Annotated in this window: 25 protein-coding genes and 1 pseudogene; 15 read left to right on the forward strand and 11 right to left on the reverse strand. The window is 44.7% G+C overall.

The window, feature by feature from the left end; all coding sequences use genetic code 11:
• Window positions 1–41 precede the first annotated feature (41 nt).
• Window positions 42–512: a transcriptional regulator ArgR gene (argR, locus tag L1D21_RS02380; protein ID WP_239843629.1), complete on the reverse strand. Its 471-nt coding sequence runs from the start codon at window positions 510–512 to the stop codon at window positions 42–44.
• A 310-nt stretch (window positions 513–822) separates the two neighbouring features.
• Here argR and mdh point away from each other — a divergent pair, with 310 nt between their 5' ends.
• Entirely contained in the window at window positions 823–1,758 is a 936-nt protein-coding gene (gene mdh / locus L1D21_RS02385) for a malate dehydrogenase (RefSeq protein WP_239843630.1), read from the forward strand.
• A 68-nt stretch (window positions 1,759–1,826) separates the two neighbouring features.
• Here the strand turns inward: mdh and ispB are convergent, their stop codons facing one another.
• Window positions 1,827–2,798, reverse strand: a complete 972-nt coding sequence (gene ispB / locus L1D21_RS02390; protein WP_239843631.1) for an octaprenyl diphosphate synthase — start codon at window positions 2,796–2,798, stop codon at window positions 1,827–1,829.
• A gap of 285 nt (window positions 2,799–3,083) precedes the next feature.
• Between ispB and rplU the strand changes: the two genes are divergently transcribed.
• The 7 genes from rplU (at window position 3,084) to L1D21_RS02425 (ending at window position 7,302) form a co-directional block, all read left to right on the forward strand.
• A complete protein-coding gene (gene rplU, locus L1D21_RS02395) occupies window positions 3,084–3,395 on the forward strand; it encodes a 50S ribosomal protein L21 (RefSeq protein ID WP_239843632.1) in 312 nt (103 codons plus the stop codon).
• Window positions 3,396–3,410: 15 nt separating this feature from the next.
• Complete coding sequence (gene rpmA / locus L1D21_RS02400; protein WP_007650346.1) at window positions 3,411–3,665, forward strand: 50S ribosomal protein L27; 255 nt, start codon at window positions 3,411–3,413, stop codon at window positions 3,663–3,665.
• A 219-nt stretch (window positions 3,666–3,884) separates the two neighbouring features.
• Window positions 3,885–5,048 carry an Obg family GTPase CgtA gene (gene cgtA / locus L1D21_RS02405; RefSeq protein ID WP_239843633.1) on the forward strand — a complete coding sequence of 388 codons (1,164 nt, stop codon included), beginning with the start codon at window positions 3,885–3,887 and terminating at the stop codon, window positions 5,046–5,048.
• Between the two features lie 36 nt (window positions 5,049–5,084).
• Window positions 5,085–5,846: a threonine/serine exporter family protein gene (locus tag L1D21_RS02410; RefSeq protein WP_239843634.1), complete on the forward strand. Its 762-nt coding sequence runs from the start codon at window positions 5,085–5,087 to the stop codon at window positions 5,844–5,846.
• The gene (locus L1D21_RS02415) at window positions 5,843–6,313 is read left to right on the forward strand and encodes a threonine/serine exporter family protein (RefSeq protein WP_239843635.1); all 471 of its coding nucleotides are present in this window, start codon (window positions 5,843–5,845) and stop codon (window positions 6,311–6,313) included. The genes L1D21_RS02410 and L1D21_RS02415 overlap by 4 nt, the downstream gene beginning before the upstream one ends.
• 37 nt (window positions 6,314–6,350) lie before the next feature.
• The gene (gene folA, locus L1D21_RS02420; protein WP_239843636.1) at window positions 6,351–6,833 is read left to right on the forward strand and encodes a type 3 dihydrofolate reductase; all 483 of its coding nucleotides are present in this window, start codon (window positions 6,351–6,353) and stop codon (window positions 6,831–6,833) included.
• A gap of 85 nt (window positions 6,834–6,918) precedes the next feature.
• Window positions 6,919–7,302 carry a DUF3718 domain-containing protein gene (locus L1D21_RS02425; RefSeq protein WP_239843637.1) on the forward strand — a complete coding sequence of 128 codons (384 nt, stop codon included), beginning with the start codon at window positions 6,919–6,921 and terminating at the stop codon, window positions 7,300–7,302.
• A 491-nt stretch (window positions 7,303–7,793) separates the two neighbouring features.
• Here the strand turns inward: L1D21_RS02425 and L1D21_RS02430 are convergent, their stop codons facing one another.
• From L1D21_RS02430 to lptD, 7 genes are all read right to left on the reverse strand, one after another.
• The gene (locus tag L1D21_RS02430) at window positions 7,794–9,818 is read right to left on the reverse strand and encodes a methyl-accepting chemotaxis protein (RefSeq protein WP_239843638.1); all 2,025 of its coding nucleotides are present in this window, start codon (window positions 9,816–9,818) and stop codon (window positions 7,794–7,796) included.
• A 91-nt stretch (window positions 9,819–9,909) separates the two neighbouring features.
• Window positions 9,910–10,734, reverse strand: coding sequence for a symmetrical bis(5'-nucleosyl)-tetraphosphatase (locus L1D21_RS02435; RefSeq protein ID WP_239843639.1), 825 nt, complete (start codon window positions 10,732–10,734; stop codon window positions 9,910–9,912).
• Between the two features lie 40 nt (window positions 10,735–10,774).
• A complete protein-coding gene (gene apaG / locus L1D21_RS02440) occupies window positions 10,775–11,155 on the reverse strand; it encodes a Co2+/Mg2+ efflux protein ApaG (RefSeq protein ID WP_239843640.1) in 381 nt (126 codons plus the stop codon).
• A 47-nt stretch (window positions 11,156–11,202) separates the two neighbouring features.
• Window positions 11,203–12,012: a 16S rRNA (adenine(1518)-N(6)/adenine(1519)-N(6))-dimethyltransferase RsmA gene (rsmA, locus tag L1D21_RS02445; protein WP_239843641.1), complete on the reverse strand. Its 810-nt coding sequence runs from the start codon at window positions 12,010–12,012 to the stop codon at window positions 11,203–11,205.
• Window positions 12,002–13,012, reverse strand: coding sequence for a 4-hydroxythreonine-4-phosphate dehydrogenase PdxA (gene pdxA / locus L1D21_RS02450; RefSeq protein ID WP_239843642.1), 1,011 nt, complete (start codon window positions 13,010–13,012; stop codon window positions 12,002–12,004). The genes rsmA and pdxA overlap by 11 nt, the downstream gene beginning before the upstream one ends.
• A gap of 5 nt (window positions 13,013–13,017) precedes the next feature.
• A complete protein-coding gene (gene surA, locus L1D21_RS02455; protein ID WP_239843643.1) occupies window positions 13,018–14,319 on the reverse strand; it encodes a peptidylprolyl isomerase SurA in 1,302 nt (433 codons plus the stop codon).
• A 142-nt stretch (window positions 14,320–14,461) separates the two neighbouring features.
• Window positions 14,462–16,789 carry an LPS assembly protein LptD gene (gene lptD / locus L1D21_RS02460; RefSeq protein ID WP_239843644.1) on the reverse strand — a complete coding sequence of 776 codons (2,328 nt, stop codon included), beginning with the start codon at window positions 16,787–16,789 and terminating at the stop codon, window positions 14,462–14,464.
• Between the two features lie 156 nt (window positions 16,790–16,945).
• Between lptD and L1D21_RS02465 the strand changes: the two genes are divergently transcribed.
• From L1D21_RS02465 to L1D21_RS02485, 5 genes are all read left to right on the forward strand, one after another.
• The gene (locus L1D21_RS02465) at window positions 16,946–17,962 is read left to right on the forward strand and encodes a phosphotransferase (protein WP_239843645.1); all 1,017 of its coding nucleotides are present in this window, start codon (window positions 16,946–16,948) and stop codon (window positions 17,960–17,962) included.
• A complete protein-coding gene (gene murU / locus L1D21_RS02470) occupies window positions 17,959–18,672 on the forward strand; it encodes an N-acetylmuramate alpha-1-phosphate uridylyltransferase MurU (RefSeq protein WP_239843646.1) in 714 nt (237 codons plus the stop codon). The genes L1D21_RS02465 and murU overlap by 4 nt, the downstream gene beginning before the upstream one ends.
• Before the next feature lie 52 nt (window positions 18,673–18,724).
• Window positions 18,725–19,504 (forward strand): co-chaperone DjlA, encoded by a 780-nt coding sequence (gene djlA, locus L1D21_RS02475; protein WP_239843647.1) that lies wholly within the window; start codon window positions 18,725–18,727, stop codon window positions 19,502–19,504.
• A gap of 93 nt (window positions 19,505–19,597) precedes the next feature.
• Window positions 19,598–20,224: an outer membrane beta-barrel protein gene (locus tag L1D21_RS02480; RefSeq protein WP_239843648.1), complete on the forward strand. Its 627-nt coding sequence runs from the start codon at window positions 19,598–19,600 to the stop codon at window positions 20,222–20,224.
• A gap of 10 nt (window positions 20,225–20,234) precedes the next feature.
• Window positions 20,235–21,188, forward strand: a complete 954-nt coding sequence (locus L1D21_RS02485) for a D-2-hydroxyacid dehydrogenase (protein ID WP_239843649.1) — start codon at window positions 20,235–20,237, stop codon at window positions 21,186–21,188.
• Between the two features lie 101 nt (window positions 21,189–21,289).
• On the opposite strand, the gene purT is transcribed toward L1D21_RS02485, so the two are convergent.
• Window positions 21,290–22,465: a formate-dependent phosphoribosylglycinamide formyltransferase gene (purT, locus tag L1D21_RS02490; protein ID WP_239843650.1), complete on the reverse strand. Its 1,176-nt coding sequence runs from the start codon at window positions 22,463–22,465 to the stop codon at window positions 21,290–21,292.
• 284 nt (window positions 22,466–22,749) lie between these two features.
• Between purT and L1D21_RS02495 the strand changes: the two are divergent.
• Window positions 22,750–23,037 (forward strand): annotated as a pseudogene (locus L1D21_RS02495) (DUF3302 domain-containing protein); the annotation flags it as partial.
• Window positions 23,038–23,243: 206 nt separating this feature from the next.
• Window positions 23,244–24,380, forward strand: a complete 1,137-nt coding sequence (locus L1D21_RS02500; protein WP_239843651.1) for an HlyD family secretion protein — start codon at window positions 23,244–23,246, stop codon at window positions 24,378–24,380.
• A 95-nt stretch (window positions 24,381–24,475) separates the two neighbouring features.
• Here the strand turns inward: L1D21_RS02500 and L1D21_RS02505 are convergent, their stop codons facing one another.
• Window positions 24,476–25,012, reverse strand: coding sequence for a DUF4136 domain-containing protein (locus L1D21_RS02505; protein ID WP_239843652.1), 537 nt, complete (start codon window positions 25,010–25,012; stop codon window positions 24,476–24,478).
• Between the last annotated feature and the right edge of the window lie 134 nt (window positions 25,013–25,146).

Below are 25,146 nucleotides of genomic sequence, written 5' to 3' on the forward strand. Positions count from 1 at the left end.
AACACACCGAATGGTGTGTTTTTTTGTGTTTAAGGCCGAGATTATTCGGTGTAATTAAACAGGGATTTAACCGTTTCGAGTGTCTTGTCGACCTGTTGGATATTCGATGGACAGATGAAAATCGTATCATCCCCAGCAATGGTACCTAAAATCCCTTCCGGTTTACCAATGGAGTCTAATAGTCGGGCAATAAGCTGTGCGGCACCTGGGCTGGTTCTAACGACAATCATTGATTGATTGTGATCCACATCTAACACCAAGTTTTTCAGTGGGCTTCCTGCCGTCGGTACACCTAATTCAGCTGGGAGACAATAAACCATCTCTTGTTTAGCATTTCGAGTACGAACCGCACCGAACTTACTCAACATCCTTGAGACTTTAGATTGGTTAATATTGTTATACCCTTCTGATTGAAGTGCATTAACTATTTCGCTTTGAGAGCCGAATCGCTCCTCTTTCAAAATAGCTTTAAAGGTTTTTACTAGGTCGTCTTGATTTTTATTTGCTTGCATAATTTTATTATTCTTTATTCAAAAAATCTGCTCTATTTTGAATAAACTAGCAGCTGCAGTCAAGTGTTATTCGGTTTTTTTGAATAAAAATTCAAGCTGGAGGCGTGGTTAATGCAGTAAGTTTAACTAGGAGGGGCTTGCTGCGATGCACTATACGAGTATATAAGCGAAATAGCAAATAACGGTCGGCGGAAAATAGTTGCCTAGTGGACTAACGGATAATTGAATTCTTGCTGTGATTGCAGTAATGTTGCGCCATCCTAAAAGAAGATCTATATCACATAATACCCAAGAATTGACGGAGATAACTATGAAAGTTGCTGTACTTGGTGCCGCTGGTGGTATTGGCCAGGCTCTAGCTTTATTGCTTAAAACTCAACTACCTGCTGGCTCAAAACTATCCCTTTATGATATTGCACCTGTTACGCCTGGTGTTGCGGTTGACTTAAGTCATATCCCAACAGCAGTTGAAGTTAAAGGTTTTGCTGGTGAAGATCCAAGCCCTGCATTAGAAGGCGCTGATGTGGTTCTTATCTCTGCTGGTGTTGCGCGTAAGCCTGGTATGGATCGTTCAGATCTATTCAACATCAATGCGGGTATCGTAAGAAACTTGGTAGAAAAATGTGCGGCGACTTGTCCAAAAGCACTGATTGGAATCATCACTAACCCAGTTAACACGACAGTAGCGATTGCTGCTGAAGTATTAAAAGCGGCAGGTGTTTACGATAAGAACCGTCTATTTGGTGTAACAACACTAGACGTTATTCGTTCAGAGACTTTTGTTGCTGAAGCAAAAGGTTTGGATGTTGCCGATGTTAAAGTTAACGTGATCGGTGGCCACAGTGGTGTGACGATTCTTCCACTACTTTCACAAATCGAAGGCGTAAGCTTCACAGATGAAGAAGTGGCAGCATTAACGACACGTATCCAGAATGCGGGTACTGAAGTTGTTGAAGCGAAAGCCGGTGGCGGTAGCGCGACACTTTCTATGGGTCAAGCGGCTTGTCGTTTCGGTCTATCATTAGTTCGTGGCCTGCAGGGCGAAGCTAATGTGATTGAATGTGCTTATGTTGATGGTGGCAGCGAACACGCAGAGTTCTTCGCGCAACCTGTTGTACTAGGTAAGAACGGTGTTGAACAAGTGCTAGCTTATGGTGACGTAAGCGAGTTCGAAGCTAACGCTCGCGATTCTATGCTAGATACTTTAAAAGCTGATATTACACTTGGCGTAGAATTCGTTAAGTAATCGCTAACTAAAAACAGCATAAAAAAATGGAGCCAACGGGCTCCATTTTTTATACAAACTTATTGAGATTAGTAAGTGCGGTCTACGGCCAGACGTGCCAGCGAAATTAACGCTTGCTTGTATTGGGTATCTGGTAGTATTGCTAATGCATTTACAGCCTTCTCTGCTTCTTCCTGAGCCCTTGTAGCCGTGTATTTTAGTGCTCCACAGTGATTGAGAGCATTTAAAATGGTTTCGATATGCCCTGTTCCATCACCTTGTTCGATTGCACTACGAATTAACGCCTGTTCTTCCTCTGTACCATTAGCAATCGCATAGATAAGTGGCAGGGTAGGTTTACCTTCAGCTAGATCATCACCGATGTTCTTACCTAACTCTTCGGTTTCGGCTGTGTAATCGAGGAGATCGTCAGTTAATTGGAAAGCCGTTCCTAAATATTTACCGTAATCCGCCAGCGCATTTTGCACATCTATACTACTGTCGGCTAACACACCAGCTAAGCGAGTAGCTGCTTCAAACAGTTTGGCTGTTTTGCAATAGATGACTCGCATATAGCTTTCTTCTGTGGTGTCAGGGTCGTTGCAGTTCATTAATTGCAGCACTTCACCTTCGGCGAGAATGTTAGTTGCATCGGCAAGCACTTCTAACACTTGCATGCTACCCAGTTCGGTCATCATCTGAAATGAACGAGTGTAGAGAAAGTCACCGACTAATACGCTAGCACTGTTACCAAAGAGGGCATTAGCTGTTTCTCTACCACGTCGCAGCATTGACTCATCGACAACATCATCGTGAAGCAGAGAGGCTGTATGAATAAACTCGACAATCGCGGCAAGCTTATGATGAGCCTCACCTTGATAGTCAATTGATCGGGCGGCTAAGACAGAAAGCAATGGCCGTAGTCTTTTACCGCCGCCATTGATGATGTAAAACCCTAGCTGATTAATCAGGGCAACATCAGATTCCAACTGTTTATAAATAAGTTGGTTGACGGCTTCCATATCGGCGTCAGCCAACTGACGAATGGCGTTTAAATCCATATATAAGCTCTACTTTAGGGTTGTTAACTAAAAATCGGTAGTATTAACAGCCCGAATTAAGGCGAAAATGTTATAATGTTTAGATTCTACCTAAAAATAGAACGTAAGACAGTAGTTAGTCGGGCAATGTGAGAGTAATTCCGATCTTTTTTTGATCAAAGCAAATTAACACTTGTCAGCTTAGTGAAGTTAGCGTAAACTCCGCGACCATTGTCATTAAAGCTTTTATAGCGCCCAGCCAAACTTAAACGGTCTGCGTGCTAGAAATATCGGAGTAAAATAGCTATGTACGCTGTTTTTCAAAGTGGTGGTAAGCAGCACCGTGTTGCTGAAGGCCATACTGTACGTCTAGAAAAATTAGAAGTCGCAACAGGCGAAACTATCGAATTTGACCAAGTTCTTTTGGTTGCAGATGGTGAGACTGTTCATGTTGGTGCACCTTTAGTTGAAGGTGGTAAGGTTGTTGCTGAAGTTATCAGCCATGGCCGTGGCGAGAAAGTAACTATCGTTAAGTTCCGTCGTCGTAAGCACCACGACAAGAAGATGGGCCACCGTCAGTGGTTCACCGAAGTTAAAATCAAAGCTATCAACGCTTAATAAGGAGTCTGACTAATGGCACATAAAAAAGCTGGCGGTTCTACTCGTAACGGCCGCGATTCAGAAAGCAAACGTCTTGGTGTAAAGCGTTTCGGTGGTGAATCAGTTCTTGCTGGTAACATCATCGTTCGTCAACGTGGTACTAAATTCCACGCAGGTGTTAACGTAGGTATCGGTCGTGACCATACTCTATTCGCACTAACTGACGGTAAAGTTAAGTTTGAAGTTAAAGGTCCTAATAACCGTAAGTTCATTAGCATCGAAGCTTAATTCTTAGTACACCTAAGATAGTCATAAAGCCCTGCCTCTGGTAGGGCTTTATTGTTTGTATAGTCTGGTGAAGTGAGCTTATACCATGCTCCAGCGCCAGTAGAGCATCGGGTCAACACAGTGGAAGCAAAAGTGGTTGACGCGATACAGAAATTGTTTTTTGGCGGTACGATCAGATAGGCAGTATAATCGGTCTATTGCGTGACGCTTGGAGTAGGTATGAAGTTTGTTGATGAAGCTGTGATCAGAGTTGAAGCTGGTGATGGTGGTAGTGGTTGTGTCAGTTTTCGACGCGAGAAATATGTGCCAGATGGTGGCCCAGATGGTGGTGACGGTGGCGATGGTGGCAGCGTATACCTACAAGCGGATGAAAACCTCAATACTCTGATCGATTACCGTTTCGAGCGTTTTCATTTTGCTGAGCGAGGCAAAAATGGTCGTGGTCGTGATTGTACCGGTCACGGCGGTCAAGACTTAATTCTTAAAGTGCCTGTGGGTACTCGTGCGGTGGACGAAGAAACCCAAGAGTCATTGGGTGACTTGAAAGTACATGATCAAAAGCTATTAGTGGCTAAAGGCGGTTTCCACGGTTTAGGTAATACGCGTTTCAAGAGCAGCACCAACCGTGCACCAAGACAGAAAACTTTAGGTACTCCAGGTGAAGTAAGAAGTCTGCGCCTTGAGTTGATGTTACTTGCCGATGTGGGCTTACTTGGTATGCCTAATGCGGGTAAGTCGACCTTCATTCGTTCAGTTTCTCGTGCTAAGCCTAAAGTCGCCGACTATCCATTTACGACCTTGGTGCCAAACCTTGGGGTAGTGAATCCACGTCATGGTCAAAGCTTTGTTATCGCTGATATTCCAGGTTTGATTGAAGGTGCTGCAGAAGGTGCCGGTTTAGGTATACGCTTTCTTAAGCACCTTGAACGTTGCCGAGTGTTATTGCATATCCTAGATATAGAACCAATTGACGGTAGCGATCCTGTTGAGTCTGCTCGCGCGATTGTCGGAGAGTTAGAAAAGCATTCGCCCATGTTGGCAAGTAAACCGCGTTGGTTAGTTTTTAACAAAACCGATCTATTGCTGGAAGAAGAGCTACAAGAGCGTGTCGATCGCATTGTAAAAGAGCTTGATTGGCAAGGTGAGGTGTTCACCATTTCTGCTTATAATCGTGAGGGGACTGAAGCCCTATCGCTAAAGTTAATGGACTTTATTGAGTCATTACCTGCAGAAGAAGAGCAAGATCCTGATGCCGAAGTTGAGTTTAAGTGGGATAACTACCATCAGCAAAATCAAGAGGTAGTTAATGAAGACTACGACGATGATTTTGATGATGACTTCGACGATGATGATTATGATGTTGAGATCATCTATCAAAGGTAATCTTGGCTAGGTCTCTAGCTTCACAATAAGAATAACGTGTACGCAGATACTCAAAATGATATTACTCGGCAAGTTGTCCGGGTTGCACAATTACTTCTAGCCTATGGTGCTGAATCTGAACTCGTCGAAGAGATCAGTCAGCGCCTTGGTTTTGCGTTAGGTCTGGCTAGCGTCGAAATTTCAATTTCCTCTAACTCCCTCGTTTTAACTAGTTTGGTTCATGGACGCTGTATTACGACCACTCGCCGTATCCGCGAGCATGGCATTAATATGGCTATTGTTTGTGAACTGCAGCGAGTCTGTTTACTGACAGAAAAGGGGATCTATGGCCTGAATGAGGTGCGTAAACGTGTATCGCGTATTGAGCCAAGGGCTTACCCGAAGCGCTATCTTGTGCCTATGATAGGCTTGTCATGTGCGAGTTTTTGTCATCTATTTGGTGGCGATAGCATGGCTATGCTAATCACTTTTATTGCTTCCTCAATTGGTATGTTTATTCGCCTTGCGATTGCTAAGCGTCATTTTAACCTGCTGATTAATTTTGCCATCACAGCATTCGTTACAACCTTAGTGGCTCAGCTTGGATATCAGTTAGATCTCACTGCTACACCGAAATTACCTATGGCGGCAAGCGTGCTGATGTTAGTGCCGGGCTTTCCAATGATTAACTCAATTTCTGACATGGTCAAAGGTCACTTAAATGTCGGTATTTCTCGTTGGGGACACGCGACTTTACTGACGGTATCATCTGTAATAGGCATTACCATAGCAATGCAGCTGGGGGGCTTATTCCTATGATGGAACTGCTACTCAACATTGTAAATGACGCGCTGTTTTCAGCAGTGCCAGCAATTGGTTTTGCTATGGTATTTAATGTACCTAAACGATTTTTACCCTACTGTGCACTCGCAGGTGCTGTGGGCCATAGTCTCAGAACGCTATTAATGCACTTTAATATGCCTATTGAATGGGCCACTTTTGTTGCTGCAGCCGTGGTAGGTGTGCTGACAATTGGCTTTGCAAAACGCCATCTAGCGCCGCCGTTAATGTATGCAGTGGCAGCGATTATCCCGATGATCCCAGGAACATATGCGTATAACACCGTGATTGCTTTGGTGCAATTAACGGCTCAGTCTGACATCAGTCCTGAACTGACTTCAGAAGTCATTAACAATGGTTTAAAAACCGTGTTTATCTTGGGAGCACTTTCTGTTGGATTGGCTATGCCAAGCTTACTCTATTATCGTACTCGTCCTGTAATTTAACTTTCTACTGAAGCGGCAGAAGACCGCTGGAGCTGCCATGAAAATAGCAATGATTGCCGCAATGGCTAATAAGCGTGTGATAGGTAAGGATAACCAGATGCCCTGGCATCTTCCTGAAGATTTACGCCATTTTAAAGCGATGACCCTGGGTAAACCTGTGGTGATGGGCAGAAAAACCTTTGAATCTATAGGTAAACCTTTACCAGGAAGACACAATATTGTCATTAGTCGACAAGCTGATTTAACCATTGAAGGGGTGAGTTGTGTAACCTCTTTTGATGAAGCCATTGCCCTTGTAGGTGAATGTGATGAATTAGTTATCATTGGTGGTGGACAATTGTATCAAGCTTTACTTCCTCGTGCCGATAAACTCTATATCACCGAAATTGACTTAGATGTTGAAGGTGATACCTATTTTCCATTTTGGGATGATGGCAGCTGGCTAATTGAACATAGCGAAGCGCATACAAATGATAAAGGTTTGCGTTATGCCTTTATTAATTTGTCAAAGAAATGTTAAATTAAGGTGTTGTTTTAGGTCGTCTTTAGAATGATGTGTCAAAGGTCATTCTGCTGCAAAATAAAAAATATTATAGGAGTACCCGATGCGTCTGTTACCCATGACGATTGCTGTAGTCATTGCTGCTTCAGCTTACTCAGTACCAGTGAAAGCGAATGATCAGTTAGTAGCTAATATTTGCAACTATGTTCAAGCCGATGATAAAAACCGTTTACGTAGCAAACTAAAAGAGACTCGCGTTAAATTACGTAATGTCTATACCGGTATTGCTTGTGATGGCGAGAGTTTGCTTCGCTTTGCAATGAAAAGTGGTGCAAATGATGTTGGCTCATTTATGGCTAAACGTCTATCAACGGATGAGCTATCAGCTAAAGAAGCTGATGGTAAGACGGTTCTGGAGTGGGCTCAAGCTAATGGACATGGTGGTAGTGAAATTACTGCGGCTATCCAAGAGCGAGTTGGCGGTTAATCAGTCATGCCGCTAGTGGCTAAGGTCACTACAGCTTAACAACACTTTTAGCTTAAATAGCAAATAAGTGTATAGAAAGTCACCCTCGAGGTGGCTTTTTTATTGGGTTTTATTAATGGCGGTGAACTGATCAAATGCTTACATCGTGGGATATCACTTTTTTCATATAACCAACAAATTTATATGGCTAGAGAGAGGCTAAATCTGTCGATAAAGCGAATTAGTTTTCAGGGGCTACTGGATTAATAGTAATACCAATCGCAGTAATTATCTGATCATTCTTGCTAGTTAAAATCGCCGATAACCGTGTTGTAAATTTTGTTATTAGAATAACTAGTGATTGCAATTTACGCCTTGTTCTCGACAATTTTTCCTGCGCCCTTTTCTGTTACAAACGGGCTGCTCACTAATTTACTTTGATTGGTATAAGGTAGAAAAAGGCCCGAGAAGTTCTGAACTGCTCGGGCCTGATTGTTGCTGTAAATTTAAGGTTAGATCTTAAACTCACCTACTGAGTTTTGCAGTTCTTCCGCTAATTGAGCCACTTGATGACTCGATTGCGCCGTTTGATCTGCGCCCGTTGCGGTCTCTTCCGAAATAGCGGCAATATGCTCGAGCTTCTCAGAAACCTGTTGGCTGACAATGTTTTGCTCTTGAGCAGCATTGGCAATATGAGTTCCGGCATCGTGGGCGTTATGTACCGCTTCACTGATGCTCTCAAGTGCGATATTGGCTTGCTCCGTTTTTTCAACACAGCTATTGGCTTGAGTTCGTCCTAGTTCCATTACCGATACCGCTTCTTGTGTCCCTTGTTGCAAGACTTCGATCATCTGCTGGATCTCTTGAGTCGAGTCTTGGGTACGTGATGCAAGGCTACGTACTTCATCGGCGACTACCGCAAAGCCTCGCCCCTGTTCACCTGCACGTGCCGCTTCGATGGCAGCGTTAAGTGCCAGTAGGTTGGTCTGCTCTGCAATACCGCGAATAACATCCAAAATAGAGCCAATAGAAGCGCTGTCGGCATGGACTTTGTTAATTACGGTCGAGGCTTTGGCAACTTCATCGGCAAGGGAAAGAATCGTGCGCTTGTTTTCATCGGCAATCGTACGCATGTGCAGCGCTTCTTCATCGGCCTGTTTAATTTGACTTAGGGCTTCATCTGCACTGTGGTTTACTTGAGTAGCGCTAGAACTTAGTTCCGTCGTCGCTGCAGCCACTTGGTCAACCTGATTTTTTTGCTCTTGGATGCCAGCGGTTGTTTGCGCGGTAATTGCTGAGGTTTCTTCTGCCGCTGCAGCTAATTGATTTGAGCGATCTAAGATCCCTTGGATCAAGGCGCGTAAACTGTCGATAAGGCGATTACAGTTGCGTGAAAGCTCGGCAAACTCATCGTGGCCTGAATCGTCGAGTTTGTGAGTGAGGTTGCCCGATGCCAACACATGTAGCGCGTTATTAATCTTATCCAGTGAGCTTTTTAGTGGGCGTATAACCGCAATGCTGACAGCGATGGCGACGGCAATGGCAATTAGCATCAATGCCAATGTTTTGTAACTAGCGCTATCGATGCTATCAATGGCCTCATTACTGATATCGCGGGAGATAGTTTCTATCTGCTTGTTTAGGTTATTCATGCTTTTGTTAACGGCCGCAACGTTAACTTCAACTTGACTGAGTAAAGATTTCGCTGATAAATCGAAATCGATCTGCTTCCCTTTACTTACCTGAATCGAATTCGGGCCGTTTAGCATTTTAAGGGCTTTTTGTGCTTCGCTATTGATCTCATCTAAGGTGTCTTGAGCTATCACACCTTCCCAATGACGGCCTATATACTCAAGTTTGTTGGTGATATCACTGATTATGTATTCTAGCTCTTTCGAGATAGTTTCATATTTTGATTTGTCAGTCGCTTTGACAAGATCCACACTGCTAGTTACTAAGGTGCTAAAGCTGTTATCTATATTGCTGGCGGTGGCGGCAATCTCTTTTTCAGTTGGATCGCTACTGGTTTCATAGTCGATAAGATCGATTAACAATGAAGCTGTGTCATCGATAGCCAGTTCAAGATCGTCAACTTGGTTAAGCAAACTTTCTTGGGTTTTCAGCGATTGCTCACGCGCAGTGATCATCTTTAAACTGTTATTTTTGAAAAGCGAGTATTTACTCTCCAGTGTTTGGATATGGCCTTCTAAGTCTTTGTCCTGTCCTTTAATTAGCGTTTCTAATGCCCTAATTTCAGCCATAAAGCTTTTAGAGAAATCACTGAACGCCTTTTGAACTGCTGGCATTTGAGATGAGTGGTCACTGTGATATGCCACCAATAGCTGTTTCTCTTGCAGTGCCAAGCTTTGGGTTAAATGGTTACTGCTTTCTAAGGCGGGAATACTCAACTCTTGCAGTACTTGAGTGCTGTTTTTGATGCTGTCGTTGGTAAATAGCGATGCAATGCCAAGGGCGATTAGCAAAAACGTCACAACGCTAAATCCACCGATCACTCGAGTGGCTACATTTAATTTCATGGGTACTCCGCTTGTTGTTATATCCCTCAACTCAATAACCGTTGGGGGTGAGGCTTTATCTAGCTCTTTATCGGCTAGTTGGTGGTGAAGTTTAACTCTTTTTTAACTTATTTTGAGTAATTTTCTGATTTGTTTCGAGGTGCCAGAGGGTTAGGTGCTCTCCCCAACAGCAGCCAGTATCTAAGGCCTTAAACTGTGGAGAATCGACTTGTCCCATTAATGCTGCCCAGTGGCCAAAGACCATAATAGACTGATTATTATCTGCTCGTGGATATAGAAACCAAGGCTTTATGAGTGGATTAGTATTGCTTTCAGGGGGCTGTTTGCAGTCGAAATCCAGTCTGCCATCGGCATAGAGATAACGCATTCTGGTTAATGCGTTGACACAATAGACTAACTGCTCAGTCTCAGGCATCTCTGCTGACCAACTATCGATGTCATTAGTGTACATTTGAGCGATTAATTGGCTGAGATAGTTGTCGCTTCGCAAGACTTGCTCTACGGCTGCGGCTTGTGTTGTAGCTGTGTTAATGTTCCATTGCGGCGGAATACCCGCATGTGTCATGACTATTTGCTGTTTAGGATGCTGTCTTATTAAAGGCTGGGTTCTGAGCCAGTCGATGAGCTGCGGGCAATCGGGAGCGTTGAGTAATTCGCCGAGTTTATCGCTTGGATTGACTCGCTTGATCTTATTGTGCAGTGCCAGCAGGTGCAGGTCATGGTTGCCCAATACAGGCTTAGCGGCATCATCGAGCGACTTGATATACCTTAACGTTTCAAGTGACTTATCACCTCTGGCGACCATATCGCCGACAATCCACAGTTCATCCTTTGAGGGATTGAATTCGACCTTAGCTAAGATGGCTTGTAGTTCATCAAAACAACCTTGAATATCACCGATAAAATAGGTGGCCATGGTCACTTATTCCGTTGTGGGTGGAGGGCTGGTGAACTCACTAGTGGATTAGTCCTGGGGCGGCTAATCTAAAGGGCGCGATTGGCGCCTTAAACTCGGTGCCGTCTTCGCTGACCATGACATAAAAACCCTGCATAACTGCAAATGGCGTTTCACAGACGGTTCCACTGGTGTAACGGTATGCGGTATCGGGTTTGATGGTTGGGGTTTCACCGACAACACCTGCGCCCTGAACTTCGCTGTGATGGCCATTGGCGTCAGTGATAGACCACATGCGGCTTTTTAGGGTGGCCGCTTTATCACCGAGGTTGATGATGGTGATGGTGTAACTAAACAGGTAACGCTCCTCTTCAGGAGATGACTGCTCTTCAATATATTCAGTTTTAACCTCAATTTTAATTGAGGATTCAAGTTCCTTCATTGAATGTCCTAAATGCACAGAGAGTGGGGCTTTATGCCCCAAATTGTTTAGCTGTTTTTCCTGCTGGCGACCAAGTTAGCCATGGCAACATATTGCTCAACCGTGATCTGCTCTGGACGCTTAGTTGCATCAATATTGAGCGTGGCAAAATCATCGTCTGATAACATCTGCTTTAGGTTATTTCGCAGTGTTTTACGACGCATATTAAATGCGGTAGTACACAGATTACGCAGCAGGTCGACATCCTGACAAGGCCAAGGTTTAGTCTTGTAAGGTACCAGTCTTACTACGGCAGATTCAACTTTTGGTGGTGGAGTAAAGCAACCTGGTGGCACTTCGAGTACGGGCATCACCTGACAGAAGTATTGTGCCATTACAGTTAAGCGGCCATAGGCTTTGGTACCTGGAGCGGCAGATAGACGCAGCACCACCTCTTTTTGCAGCATAAAGTGCATGTTTTCAATATGCTCTGCAAATTCAAAAAGGTGGAACATCAGTGGTGTAGAGATGTTATAAGGTAAGTTACCAAATACCTTCATCTGCTTACCTTCTTCGACCAGTTGGTTAAAGTCGAATTTCAAGGCATCACCTTGATGGATCTCTAGCTTATCTTTTAGGAACGGATGGGTTTTAAGGCGTTCTACCAAATCTTTATCAAGCTCGACAACAGTTAGCTTGTCGATGCTTTCCGCTACGGGTTCGGTCAGCGCGGCAAGGCCGGGACCAATTTCTACCATCACATGGTCGTTGTCGGGTGAAATTGCGCCGACAATACGATTAATTACATTGGTGTCGGTCAAAAAGTTTTGTCCGAAACGTTTTCGTGCGGTGTGACCTAAATGTACTTTATTGCTCATTACTTCTCTTATTTGACTCATTATTGTTAGCCAGTTCAATCGCCTTATTGAGCGCGCAGACAAAGCTACCAATTTCAGCCTTGCCCGTTCCGGCAAGGTCTAGTGCGGTGCCGTGATCCACAGAAGTGCGGATATAGGGCAGGCCTAATGTAATATTAACTGAGCTACCAAAACCTTGTGACTTCAGTACGGGTAAACCTTGATCGTGATACATAGCCAGTACGACATCGGCATCTTCAAGGTATTTAGGTTGGAACAAAGTATCTGCGGGTAATGGGCCAACGATGTCCATATTTAACTCACGCAGCTCGTTCAGGGCGGGAATGATAACATCGATCTCTTCTCGACCTAAATGGCCATCTTCACCGGCATGTGGATTTAAGCCACAAACATAAATTTTAGGGTTTTCGATACCGAACTTTTCGACTAAATCCCCATGTAAAATCTTAATGATTTGATGTAGGCGATCACGGGTGATGGCTTTAGACACATAAGCCAGCGGAATATGGGTCGTCACTAAGGCAACTTGCAACCCTGGTGCTGCCAGCAACATGACCACATCTTGACAACCGGCTTGGTGAGCAAAAAACTCGGTATGGCCACTAAAGGGAATACAGGCTTGGTTAATAATACCTTTATGTACTGGACCTGTGACCACTGCGTCAAACTCACCGCTCATGTTTTTCTCGCCAGCATAGCTTAAGGTTTCGATAACATAAGCACTGTTACGCTCATCGAGTACACCACAATGTGACTCACAGGCTAACGGGAAGGGGACAATCGTCAGTGTTCCCGCTTCTTGCGGTTTTGGAGGTTGATTGGGTTGATAAGGACGCAGTTGGATCGGCAGACCAATTTTCTTGGCTCTGGCTTTTAATAAAGCCGGATCGGCACAAACAACAAGCTCAGCGGGCCAAGCACGCTGAGCAAGTTGAATCGCTAAATCTGGCCCCACACCGGCAGGTTCTCCCGGTGTGATGGCGATACGTTTAGTCGTCACTATGATTAACCTCGATTGTAATCGGCATCGAACACTTCAATGTAAGCCTCGGCACGCATTTCGTCTAACCAGTTTTGTAACTCTTCGTTAAATTTGCGGCGGAAGATCAGCTGATGAGCACGGTTAGTGTTAAACTGTTCGGTGGCATCGGTTTTACGCTTCTCTTCGAGTTGGACAATATGCCAACCGTGGCTAGAGCGGAAGGGGTCACTGATCTCATCGATTTTAAGTGATTTTAGGGTTTGTGCAAAGGCTGGAACATAAACTGAAGGATCGGCCCAACCTAATTCTCCGCCTTTAGCGGCAGAACCTGGATCTTCACTGTATTGGCGTGCTAAGTCAGCAAATTTTGCCTTACCTTCACGGACTTCTTTGACGAACTTATCTAGCATGGCCTTGGCGCGCTCTTCAGATAGAATTGGCGAAGGCTTGATCAGAATGTGGCGTGAACGCACTTCATCAATCTCTTTCGTTTGTAGGCCGCGAGCATCCATTACCTTAATGATGTGGAAACCAGCACCACTACGTACAGGGCCGATAATGTCGTTAGTCTTCGCACCTGTGAGTAACTCGGCAAACAGGGTTGGCATTTCATTGATGTTCATATAATCCCAAATACCACCTTCAAGGGCTTTAGGACCTGCAGACGAAGCGATGGCAGTTTGTTTAAAGTCGCCACCTTCTTGTAAACGATTTAATACTGCATCGGCTCGTTTTTTGGCGCTTTCAAGTTGTTCGCTGGTTGGCGTATTTGGCACTTCAATCAGGATGTGGCCAATTTTATATTCCACCTGCTGCATGCCTTGTTCTTCAATCAACTTCACTAAACTGTTGATCTCTTGTGGAGAGACTTGAATACGTCTTTGTACTTGAATACGTTGGATTTCACCTAGGGTGATCTCTTCACGCAATTGTTCGCGATATTGACTCCAACTACTGCCACTGGCTTCAACTTTTTCGCGCATCGCTTCAGGTGTCATGTTCTGTTCTTTTGCGATGTTATCTATGGTTTGATCTAGCTGTAAATCACCAATATGTAAGCCGATTCGTTCTGCCATTTGTAGCTGCAGACGAGTCATAATAAGACGCTCAATAACCTGAGTGCGAAGGGCTTTATCAGAAGGCAGTGCTTGGCCAGCCGCTTGAGCATTGGCTTTAACGGTTTTGAGCATGTTGTTGATTTCGCTTTCTAACACTATGCCTTCGTTTATTTGCACTGCAACTCTATCTAAAGGTTTAGCGGTCGCGACGCCGTGACACAGGGTCAATGTTAACAAAGCAGTAATCAGTTTTTTAAAGGGTGTCATTAACAAAAAATCCTTGGCATATTGAGGTCGTTTTGTCGTTATTTGACCGACCACTTAATTCTATTATTTGGGTTGGACTACAAGTCCGTACCTAGGTTCAGCGAAATGTTAATTAAATATCACTCGCTGGTTTAGTTATTTTCTAGTTCTTCAAATACAAAGGCTTACGATAGTTAAATAAGCCGTCGTTAAGCATGTCGGTTACTCCAAGTGGACCCGAACCGCCTAAGCCTTTGATAACAAAGTTGAGAAAGTAACCATGTTCGAATAGTTCTCTATCGGTAAAGTTAGGATCTAAGTCATCTTCATAGTTAGTTTTAATGCGGTAATGATAACCGAAGCGCACCGCCCAGCAACACGATTCGTATTGAAGTCCAGTGTAGGTCTCGACAGTTCGGCTTTCGTTGAGATCATAATACCAGTTGCCCACAATATACCAGTTGTCGCTGATTGGCCAAGCGGTGCGTAAACCGGTTTGCGATACATTAACCGATTGGTTGGTGTTGCTGTTAATTAAATCCGGTACATAGCGGTAGCTGAGTTGTAATAATTTATTTGCTTCGGGTCTAAAGTCTAAGGTGACTTCACTTTTTTTATTATCTTGGTTTTTAGTGTCGTATTGAATGGCACCACTCATAAACCAATGGTTGTAGATCTTAGTATTGAGTTCTGCTGCTAATACCGAGTTAGAGGTGTTTTGCTGCTGTAAGATCTGGTTCGGTTGTGAAGGGTCGATAAGGCCGACACGACTGTCTTCAAAATAGAAGATTTGACCGATACTAAACTTAAAGCTTTCTAAGTTATGTTCGTCAAACAGTCGAGTGGTCAAACCTAGGGTCATCTGGTTGGCATCGGAGATCCGATCTAAACCAGAGAAACGACGATCCCTAAATAAGCCATAGTAGTCATCTTGTAGGCGTGCGGTGTCATACAGGCCGATATTAGTTTGGTCTTCATAACCCACATACAAGTATTGGAATTGTGGCTCTAAAGTCTGGCGATAGTTGTCGTTAAAATAATCGGTATAACGTTCAAAGTTGATCTGGCCGTGGATACGCACCTGTGGAATAGTACGGCTGACGTTGGTATCGAGATTGTTGGCGATATTGGTGTTTTCAACATCTTGCCAATAGTTGGTTTGCATTAATTTAAGTTCACTGGTCAATGAACCCGCTGGGCCATGCAGTGGCAGTGAGATGCTAGGTTCTATATGAACTCGGTTGGCACTGGCGTATTGGTCATCCTTATGGCGGAAACTGGTGGCTTCACCTAATAGGTCAAAGTCCAAACCTTGCCATAAGGAAGGCGAGCGATAGTTAAAGCCGACCTGTGGCATCACCTGATAGGGTGATTCATCTTCACCCAATACCTTGATATCTTGCACTCGGGCGGTGATGTCCCAATTTCTTTCGAAATAAGCTATCTCGCCAACTCGAGAAATTTGGTTATCTGTGGCGCGTAATACGTCAGATTTTAAATCGTTAAAATAGTTGTTATCAGACACATCTGTGTAGTTTGCCAGCACGCGCCAGTTTTTATCGAGCTTGCCCTGGTGTTGCCAGTGATACAGGTAGCGGTCATCGTGATTGGGCATTAAGTCATCATTAGCCAAGTACTCGGCATTAAGCTGACCATGCTGATCATCACCGGCAAGATAACGAAACTCATTTTTTAAGAATAAGCCCCGCTCCGACATGTAATGAGGCGTGAAGGTTAAGTCATATTCTGGTGCGATATTCCAATAATAGGGCGTTGCTACTTCTACACCATTGGTGGTGCTGGTGCTGAACATCGGAAACAAAAAGCCCGTTTTGCGTTTTTCTGACACAGGTATTGTCATGTAAGGCAGATAAAACACCGGAATATCCGCCACTCTGAGCTTAGCGTTCCACAGTTCGCCCCATTCCTCTTCACTGTCTATTTTGATGGTCTCGGCTTCCAGTAACCAGGAACTATCTCCAGGGGGACAAGTGGTGAAGTTGGTATTAGTCAGATGCAGGTTGTTGTTTTGTGTTATCTCTAGTTTCTGCGCCTCGCCATGGATCTGTTGTCCATGTAGCCAGTACTGAGCCTGATTCAGTTCAGCGCGATTATTTTGCATCTCAGCGCTCAATGAATCTGCGGTGACTGTGAACATATCGTGCTGAAACACTAAGTTGCCGTTAGCATCGAAGCGTTCATTGGCTTGATCTAGCGTGGCGCTGTCGGCATAAATGTGGCGGCCGCCTTGGCTAAAACTGACATCACCTTCAAACTTGGCTTTATCTCCCATCTTGGCCGATGAGCGATCTGAGATGATTTTGATCTCTTGTTGCTGAGCTTGATCAACTTGGGTGGGATCCGTTGCTGTTGGCGCAGGGATTGGAGGCTCAACAAGGCATTGTGCGCTAGCATCAATGGATGTTGTTGATTCGTCTGCCAAGACTAGGTGCGGAAGCAGGACTAAAGCCAATAGGTATCGGATTTGCATCTTTTATCGTTTTTGTGATTTCTTAGTCTAGACAAGTTATCGGAGAGAATAGTTGCATCCATACGCGTAAGCAACTTTGCAGCTAAGACAAAATCATCTTAATTGCTGATTCCATTTTGCTTTATAATAAAGCAATTTTCACATAAGAGCCATGAGGTGCCCTTGTCAGATCTAAGATTTATTGACCTTCAAGCGTGGATTGCGCGAACTTTAGGCACAGATGCTCAGATACTGCTCATTTCAGGAGATGCGAGTTTTAGACGTTACTTCCGTGTAACCCATTTTGGCGACAATCAGAGCTTATCTTATATCGTGATGGATTCTCCACCGCAGTTGATCGATGTAGTCCCCTTTATCTCTCTCGCCAATGAATATCATCATCACGGCATTCTCGCGCCGCAAGTGATTAATCAGAACCCAGAGCAAGGCTTTTTGCTGTTAAGCGATCTTGGCGATACCCAACTGCTCAGCGTGCTCAATCAAGATAACGTCAGCGATTATTATCAACAGGCATTGCAATTACTCAACACCATCGCCAATATCACCACTTCGGCATGCGAGCCGTTGCCGATTTATGATGACGAGTTCGTGCTACGTGAATTGGGTATTTTTACCGAGTGGCTGCTGCAGCATCATTTAGGTTTGGCTATTACAGATGCAGAGCAACACATGTTGAAGCAAGTGTTTCAGCTATTGGTCGACAACGTAGCTGATCAACCTAAGGTGGGAATGCACCGAGATTATCATAGCCGTAACCTAATGCTGTGCGATGACCAATTAGCGGTTATTGATTTTCAAGATAGTGTATTAGGCCCCATTACCTATGATGCGGTCTCGCTGCTCAGAGATTGTTATGTTCGCTGGCCGGCAGATAAGGTCGAGGCTTTGATGCAAGTACATTATCAGCAGATGCAGCAAATTGGTTTGTTGTCGCCAACAGTGAGTATCAATCAGTACCGACGTTGGTTTGATCTGACAGGATTACAGCGCCACTTAAAAGCGGCGGGTATTTTTTGTCGGTTAAATTATCGTGACGCTAAACCGGGATATATGAAAGATATTCCATTAACTTTGCGCTATGTTCGCGATGTTGCTCAGGGCTATGATGAGTTAATCGAGTTTGCTAACTGGTTAGATACAAAGGTGATTGTCCCTATGGAGTCGATATCTTGAAAGCAATGATTTTGGCCGCAGGGCGAGGCGAGCGCTTGCGGCCCCTCACCGATACTGTTCCTAAGCCCTTGGTGGAAGTGGCGGGTAAGCCGCTGATTGTTTACCACATAGAGCGACTTGCAGCGTTAGGCGTAAAACAGATTGTGATTAACCATGCTTGGCTGGGGAGTAAGATAGAGCAAGCCTTGGGCGATGGCAGTCGCTGGAATGTCAACTTACAATACAGTGCAGAAACTCAAGCGTTAGAAACTGGTGGTGGAATTAAAAAAGCCTTGCCGTTGCTGGGTGATGACCCATTTTTTGTCGTTAATGGTGATGTGTTTATTGATACGCTGCCGACCTTGGACGGTTTACCCTTATCCCTTGAATCCATAGAAGCGAAGCTGCAAGCTTGTCAGGCTTACTTGTGGCTGGTTGACAATCCACCGCAACATCCCGATGGCGATTTTTACTTAAACAAAGGTTTGGTGAACGATACCGCCGACAACCATGTTAGCCAGAATAAGCTGACCTTCTCGGGCATTGGGGTGTATCGTCCTCAGTTATTCGATGATACGCCAGAAGGGCGATTTGGATTGGCGCCCTTGCTCAAAACTTATATGAGCCAAGGCTTAGTCGCAGGGGAGTATTACTCGAAATATTGGTGTGATGTCGGCACATTAGACAGATTAGCGACGTTAAATCAGCGTCAGAGTGACGCTAACGGATAGTCATTTAATTGAACCGTTATCGAATTAAACAAGTAACTGAGCAGGTTATGAAATGAGAATTTGGGGTAAGTTTTTCGGCTTCGCCATCGGCTTTATGTTTGGCCGTATTATAGGTGGAATCATCGGTCTGTGGCTGGGACACCTTTATGATAAAAAGCGCGCCGAACTCAGCGCGATTGTAGGCAAAGGCACAGATCGCCAGTCGCTGTTTTTTAATACCACATTTGCCGTGATGGGCCACGTAGCCAAAGCGTCTGGGCAAGTCACTCAAGATGACATTCGCATGGCGACCACCTTGATGGATCAGATGCAGTTGCAGGGACAGGCTCGTCGTGATGCACAAGCGGCTTTTAATCAGGGTAAAGCCAGTGATTTTGATTTAACAGCCTGCTTAAAAACCTTTCGATTGATCTCTATGGGGCGCAGGGAACTGCTACAGATGTTCCTTGAGATCCAAATTCAAACGGCACTGACAGATGCTAAACTCGATGCTAAAGAGCATGCCATTTTGCTCACCATTGCCAAAGAGCTGGGCTATAGCCAGTTACAACTCGATGAGTTATTAAAACGCTGGCAAGCCGAGTTTAATTTCCATAGCGGTGGTCGTAATCAACAAACTTCACTGGAAGATGCTTATGCACTTTTAGGTGTTGATGAGTCTGCGGCAGATCAACAGATTAAACGCGCTTATCGCAAACTAATGAATGAACATCATCCTGATAAATTGGTGGCAAAAGGATTACCGCCTGAAATGATGGAGCTGGCCAAGAATAAAGCACAGGATATTCAGGCGGCGTACGATAGAGTCAAACAAGATAGAGGTATGAAATAACGGCGTTTTGTTACTTAAACGAGCCGATATAAGGAGATAACGATGAGGCCATTTCAGCGCTATTTGTGGATCAGAAGATTGCCGACAAGGATATTGACGAGAGCAGGGATATTGCTGGGCATATTGGCCGTCGGCTTTACTACTCAGCTACAGGCGCGGGAAACTTGGTTTATCGCGCCGTTCGCTGGCTATGACTTCGGTACTAACCAGTTCGAAGCTAGCAATTCAAATATTAACCTGGACTCTCAGGTCAAGGTGGCCGATGGTGAGCATGTTGGAGTCGTCATAGGTGTGAAGACTCGAGAGCCGGGGGATATTTATCTGCTATACAGCCACCAATCCAGTGAACTACGGCTTGCTGAAAACTTTATGAGTTCGACGGTTTTAAGCGAGCTTGACCTAGATTATATGCATGTTGGAGGCTCTTTATATTTCCCAACTGGCAATTTACGTCCTTATGTTACCGTGAGTATAGGTTTTACTCAGATGCGTCCATCAAGCGATTACAGTAATGAGACTCGTTTTTCTATGGGGTTTGGTGCTGGGGTTGAGTATCAATTTAATCAAAGTATTGCCTTGTTTGTTGATGCGCGAGGTTATAGTACCTTTCTTAGTAGCGATAACGATCTATTCTGCCAATCTAACAAATGTGTCTGGCATATTGACGCCGATATGATGTGGCAAGCTCAGGTGAACGCGGGACTTAAAATTTCATTCTAGAGAAGTTGATATGAAAATAGTTGTACTGGATGGATACACCCTAAATCCCGGTGATTTAGATTGGCAAGGATTTAGCGAACAGGCAGATTTTAGCTGCTTCGATCGCACACCTGCGAATTTGTTACTCGAACGCGCTAACGGCGCTGAAATATTGCTAACCAACAAAACCTCCATCGATGCTGAGGCGATTGCGCAGTTACCACAGTTGAAATATATCGGTGTTCTAGCCACTGGTACCAATGTGGTGGATATCGATGCCGCCAAAGCCGCTGATGTGGTGGTTACCAATGTACCGGGATATGGCCCTGATGCCGTAGCGCAGATGGTGTTTGCTCATATTTTACATCATACCCAAGGCGTTGCAGCTCACCATCAGGCGGTTGTTGCTGGCCAGTGGGTTAATAATTCAGATTTTTGTTTTACGCTGTCGCCACTGCAATCCCTTAAAGGTAAAACCTTAGGCTTAGTGGGTTATGGTGATATAGGTCAGCAAGTGGCGAATATTGCTCGAGCCTTTCAGATGCAGGTATTGGTTAACAGTCATAGACCTAAAACCGACTTACCTGAAGGGGTAACTTGGTGCGAGCTAGCAAGGCTTTACCAACAAGCGGATATTATTTCATTGCATTGTCCGTTAACCACAGAAACCGGCAAGATGATTAATCACCAGTCCTTAGCGCAAATGAAGGGCACTGCATTGCTGATCAATACCGCTCGTGGCGGCTTGATTGATGAGGCGGCGCTGGCCGATGCACTGGAGCGCGGCGTGATTGCCGCCGCCGGTGTCGATGTATTATCGACCGAGCCTCCACTGGCGAACAACCCGCTGCTGCAGGCTAAAAATATCAGTATCAGTCCTCATAATGCTTGGGCGACACGCGAAGCCAGAAAAAACTTGATGGCCATTGCGCTGCAGAATCTTAACGCGTATTTAGCGGGGGAATCGCTAAATAGAGTGAGTTAACTCGGTTCGGAAACGCTATTTAGGACGGGTCAACCCCAATAAAAAAGGCGCTTTATGCGCCTTTTTTGTTTTCTTATACAGATTGGTATTAAACGCTATGCTTAGAAAATCACTTCAACCTTGCTGGCAACATTGAGCGCTTTTTCAATAGCATTATCAATGGATTCACCGCGAGCTAATCCAACACCTAAACGTCTACGACCGTCGATTGTTGGCTTAGCAAATAAGCGCAATTGGGTATCAGGTTCGGCCAAGGCGCTAGCCATGCCTTGATAACGGATATCGCTAGAGGTGCCTTCAGCTAAAATCACCGCTGATGCCGATGGGCCGTGTTGAGCAATATTGGCAATAGGCAGACCTAAGATAGCGCGCACATGCAGGGCAAACTCTGACAAATCTTGGCTAATGAGGGTGACTAAGCCTGTGTCATGTGGGCGAGGTGATACTTCAGAGAAATAGACTTCATCACCTTTAATAAACAGCTCTACACCAAACAGGCCATATCCACCTAAGGCTTCAACCACTTTACGGCCAATCTCTTGTGACTTAGCTAACACAGTGTCAGACATTTGCTGTGGCTGCCAAGATTCACGGTAATCACCATCTTCTTGTCTGTGGCCGATAGGCGCGCAGAAATGGATACCGTTAACGGCGCTAATGGTGAGCAGGGTGATCTCATAGTCGAAGGGAACAAAACCTTCGACTATGACTCGGCCACCACCGGCTCGGCCCCCTTCTTGGGCGTATTGCCATGCGGTGACAATTTGTTCCGCTTGACGGATAACGCTTTGCCCTTTACCCGATGAACTCATAACAGGTTTTACCACACAAGGTAAACCAATTTCGGCAACTGCTTGTTCAAACTCAGATTGGGTATCGCAGAAGAAATAAGGTGAGGTAGGTAAACCTAAGGTTTCTGCGGCAAGGCGACGAATACCTTCTCTGTCCATGGTGAGCTGAGTCGCTTTAGCAGTGGGGATGACGTTAACGCCTTCTGCTTCCATTTCAACTAAGGTCTGCGTGGCAATAGCTTCAATTTCGGGGATCACCAGATGCGGTTTTTCTTCGGTGATAATGGCTCTTAGGGCGTCTGCATCGAGCATATTGATCACATGAAAGCGGTGTGCAACCTGCATAGCTGGGGCATTAGGATAGCGGTCGACGCCAATCACTTCAACGCCCATACGTTGTAGTTCAATCGCAACTTCTTTGCCGAGTTCTCCGCAGCCGAGCAACATGGCTCTTATCGCGCCATTAGAATGTGGTGTGCCTATCATTTTGTGGGTACCTTATATGGATGATTGGTCTGTAAGTGCGCCAATTGTTTACTATTATTCTAATATATCTTACCTTCTTGAAGGCAATATAAGCGCTTTTCCCCAAACAAGTGTGTACTCGATCACCAAATTTTGTCGGGAATAAAGCAATAATACCAAGCAATATATCTGTCATCGGTCAAAACAAAAAGAGAGCTGAGTGTTTGCAGTTGGCTGAACATTAAAGGATTTAAGCTCATTGAAGTGAGGTTTTACTTCACGCTGAAGATGTTAAGGAGAGAGCCGTGTTTTTGGATTACTTCGCGTTAGGCGTGATTGTTTTCGTCGTCGTATTTATCTTTTACGGCATTATTGTCATTCATGATATTCCCTACGAAATAGCAAAGAAGCGTAATCATCCTCAGCAAGATGCCTTGCATGTTGCGGGTTGGGTGAGTTTATTTACCTTGCATGCCCTGTGGCCATTCTTATGGATTTGGGCGACCTTGTATCGTGAAGATCGGGGGTGGGGCTTTACCAAAGTTGTCGAGCGTGAACTGGCACTCGAAGATGAAGTCAAGCAGCTGAAACAACAGCTATCGGAACTCAGCCAGCGCCTTGCGGTGGTAGAAAATACAGATAAGCATTTGTCTACAGCGACTGTGTCAACAGATGCGGCTAACACTGGGGTTAGTGCAGAGGTTGGCGAAACGACGTTGGCAGCAACAAAACCTTCTCAAGCAACTCAAGCAACTCAAGTAAGTGAAGCAAAACCTACTTCTGATAAGGACGCATAAAGATGGATCTTTTATTAATTCTTACCTACGCGTCGATCTGCATTGCCATTTTTAAGATTTTTAAAATCCCGTTAAATAAATGGACAGTACCCACGGCCATTTTAGGTGGTGTGGTGCTGGTGGGCACCTTAGTGCTATTGATGAACTACAACCATCCATACAGCCCATTTGCTAAAGAGGTCTTTATCTCGGTGCCGATTAATCCTGCGGTGCGCGGCGTTGTTAAAGAGGTGAATGTAAAGCCAAATGTTCCTGTAAAGAAAGGCGATGTATTGTTTAAAATTAATCCAACGCCCTTTGAAGCGGTTGTGATGCAAAAGCGTGCGGCATTGGCTGCGGCTGAAATGGAAGTTCCCCAATTAGAAGCATCATGGAAAACGGCGCAGGCCACGATGCGGCAAGCAAAATCCAATCGAGACCGTACTAAATCAGCTTATGAACGCTATGAAGAGGGGCGCAAACGTGGCGGTGTTAATTCTCCATTCTCTGAGCTTGAGTTAGATAATCGACGTCAGCTTTATATTTCGGCACAGGCTCAGTTAACTGCTGCGGAGTCTGAAGAACGTCGCTTTCGACTGGCTTATGAATCTAATGTCGATGGGGTTAATACCAAGGTTGCCGGTATTCAGGCTGAACTGGATAAAGCGCTATTTGATCTTGAACAAACGGTGGTATTGGCGCCCAGTGATGGCATGGTGACTCAGATGGCGCTGCGTCCAGGGATTATTGCCGTGCCAATGCCGCTCCGATCTTTAATGAGTTTTATTCCCGATGAAGAGCGTTATATGGCGGGAGCATTTCGACAAAACTCGCTATTGCGTCTAGAAGCGGGCGATGAAGCTGAAGTGATCTTGGATGGCGCCCCAGGGCAAGTGTTTAAAGGTAAGGTAGCAAAAGTGCTACCCGCGATGGCAGAAGGGGAGATTCAATCAACTGGCAGTTTAATTCCTTCCAGTATGTTAATGCAGCCTGGGCGTGTCGTGGTGCTGATTAAAGTGGATGACGATGCCATTAAGCATGGTTTCCCGGCGGGTGCTGCTGGCCAAATTGCCATTTATACCGAACATTTTCATCATGTTGCTGTAATGAGAAAGGTGTTATTGCGAATGCAAGGTTGGCTCAATTACCTGTTCCATTAGTTTGAATCGAAAATTAATCTAATAAAAAGCCCCTCACTATTTTCTAGTAAGGGGCTTTTTGATGACGCTAAAGCTTTTTTAACCGGCTAAGTCTTTTAAGGTTTAGGCGGAAACTCGGCCAAAATTTTACTGACAGTAGCCTGAGTGTCATTGGCTTTTTCTTCACCGCCATCATCAAATTCAAATTTATCACTGCCGCGCCAAATTAATTTGTTGCTGGCCATATCGATAATATCGATTTGAATGGTCTCAATTTTGGTTGATCCGCTTCCCAGAGGAACGCCGACACTCGTACCGACACCTACACCGCTAGATTTTCCCCAAGAACCACCACCTATACCGATAGAAAGTCCTGAGCTTTTAGGCTTGTCGGCAACATTTAATGCGTAAGTAACCGCAAACTGAGCAGCTTCATCTGACTTGCTATAGCCCTGTGAGGTTAAGGCGATATCGATGGCTTTCTCAATACGTCCACCACTTAATGGGTCAGCAAGGGCTTGTGGAGATTGAATGGTGAATTGTTTCAACTGGCTAAAATTATAATCGACATCGTAATCCTGTTTGGGTTTTGCTGAACAGGCTGCGAGTGTAATGCAAGAGACCAACAATATAAGCGTTTTTTTGAGCTTCATTATTCACTACCTATCTGAACTTATTTTCATCAATGTGCAGCTATCAGTTTATTTATGCAAGGTTTTTTTAAATTGATTTTAATGAATAAAGTTTAGCCTACCGACACTAAATCGGTTATGTTTTAGCTAATTCG

The organism is Shewanella sp. Isolate11 (genome assembly GCF_022398315.1).
GTDB lineage: Bacteria > Pseudomonadota > Gammaproteobacteria > Enterobacterales > Shewanellaceae > Shewanella.

Excerpts from the sequence above, each read along its gene's own strand:
- argR (WP_239843629.1), bottom strand. The coding sequence starts at position 512 with ATGCAAGCAAATAAAAATCAAGACGACCTAGTAAAAACCTTTAAAGCT.
- mdh (WP_239843630.1), top strand. The coding sequence starts at position 823 with ATGAAAGTTGCTGTACTTGGTGCCGCTGGTGGTATTGGCCAGGCTCTA.
- ispB (WP_239843631.1), bottom strand. The coding sequence starts at position 2,798 with ATGGATTTAAACGCCATTCGTCAGTTGGCTGACGCCGATATGGAAGCC.
- rplU (WP_239843632.1), top strand. The coding sequence starts at position 3,084 with ATGTACGCTGTTTTTCAAAGTGGTGGTAAGCAGCACCGTGTTGCTGAA.
- rpmA (WP_007650346.1), top strand. The coding sequence starts at position 3,411 with ATGGCACATAAAAAAGCTGGCGGTTCTACTCGTAACGGCCGCGATTCA.
- cgtA (WP_239843633.1), top strand. The coding sequence starts at position 3,885 with ATGAAGTTTGTTGATGAAGCTGTGATCAGAGTTGAAGCTGGTGATGGT.
- L1D21_RS02415 (WP_239843635.1), top strand. The coding sequence starts at position 5,843 with ATGATGGAACTGCTACTCAACATTGTAAATGACGCGCTGTTTTCAGCA.
- folA (WP_239843636.1), top strand. The coding sequence starts at position 6,351 with ATGAAAATAGCAATGATTGCCGCAATGGCTAATAAGCGTGTGATAGGT.
- L1D21_RS02425 (WP_239843637.1), top strand. The coding sequence starts at position 6,919 with ATGCGTCTGTTACCCATGACGATTGCTGTAGTCATTGCTGCTTCAGCT.
- L1D21_RS02430 (WP_239843638.1), bottom strand. The coding sequence starts at position 9,818 with ATGAAATTAAATGTAGCCACTCGAGTGATCGGTGGATTTAGCGTTGTG.
- L1D21_RS02435 (WP_239843639.1), bottom strand. The coding sequence starts at position 10,734 with ATGGCCACCTATTTTATCGGTGATATTCAAGGTTGTTTTGATGAACTA.
- apaG (WP_239843640.1), bottom strand. The coding sequence starts at position 11,155 with ATGAAGGAACTTGAATCCTCAATTAAAATTGAGGTTAAAACTGAATAT.
- rsmA (WP_239843641.1), bottom strand. The coding sequence starts at position 12,012 with ATGAGCAATAAAGTACATTTAGGTCACACCGCACGAAAACGTTTCGGA.
- surA (WP_239843643.1), bottom strand. The coding sequence starts at position 14,319 with ATGACACCCTTTAAAAAACTGATTACTGCTTTGTTAACATTGACCCTG.
- lptD (WP_239843644.1), bottom strand. The coding sequence starts at position 16,789 with ATGCAAATCCGATACCTATTGGCTTTAGTCCTGCTTCCGCACCTAGTC.
- djlA (WP_239843647.1), top strand. The coding sequence starts at position 18,725 with ATGAGAATTTGGGGTAAGTTTTTCGGCTTCGCCATCGGCTTTATGTTT.
- L1D21_RS02485 (WP_239843649.1), top strand. The coding sequence starts at position 20,235 with ATGAAAATAGTTGTACTGGATGGATACACCCTAAATCCCGGTGATTTA.
- purT (WP_239843650.1), bottom strand. The coding sequence starts at position 22,465 with ATGATAGGCACACCACATTCTAATGGCGCGATAAGAGCCATGTTGCTC.
- L1D21_RS02500 (WP_239843651.1), top strand. The coding sequence starts at position 23,244 with ATGGATCTTTTATTAATTCTTACCTACGCGTCGATCTGCATTGCCATT.
- L1D21_RS02505 (WP_239843652.1), bottom strand. The coding sequence starts at position 25,012 with ATGAAGCTCAAAAAAACGCTTATATTGTTGGTCTCTTGCATTACACTC.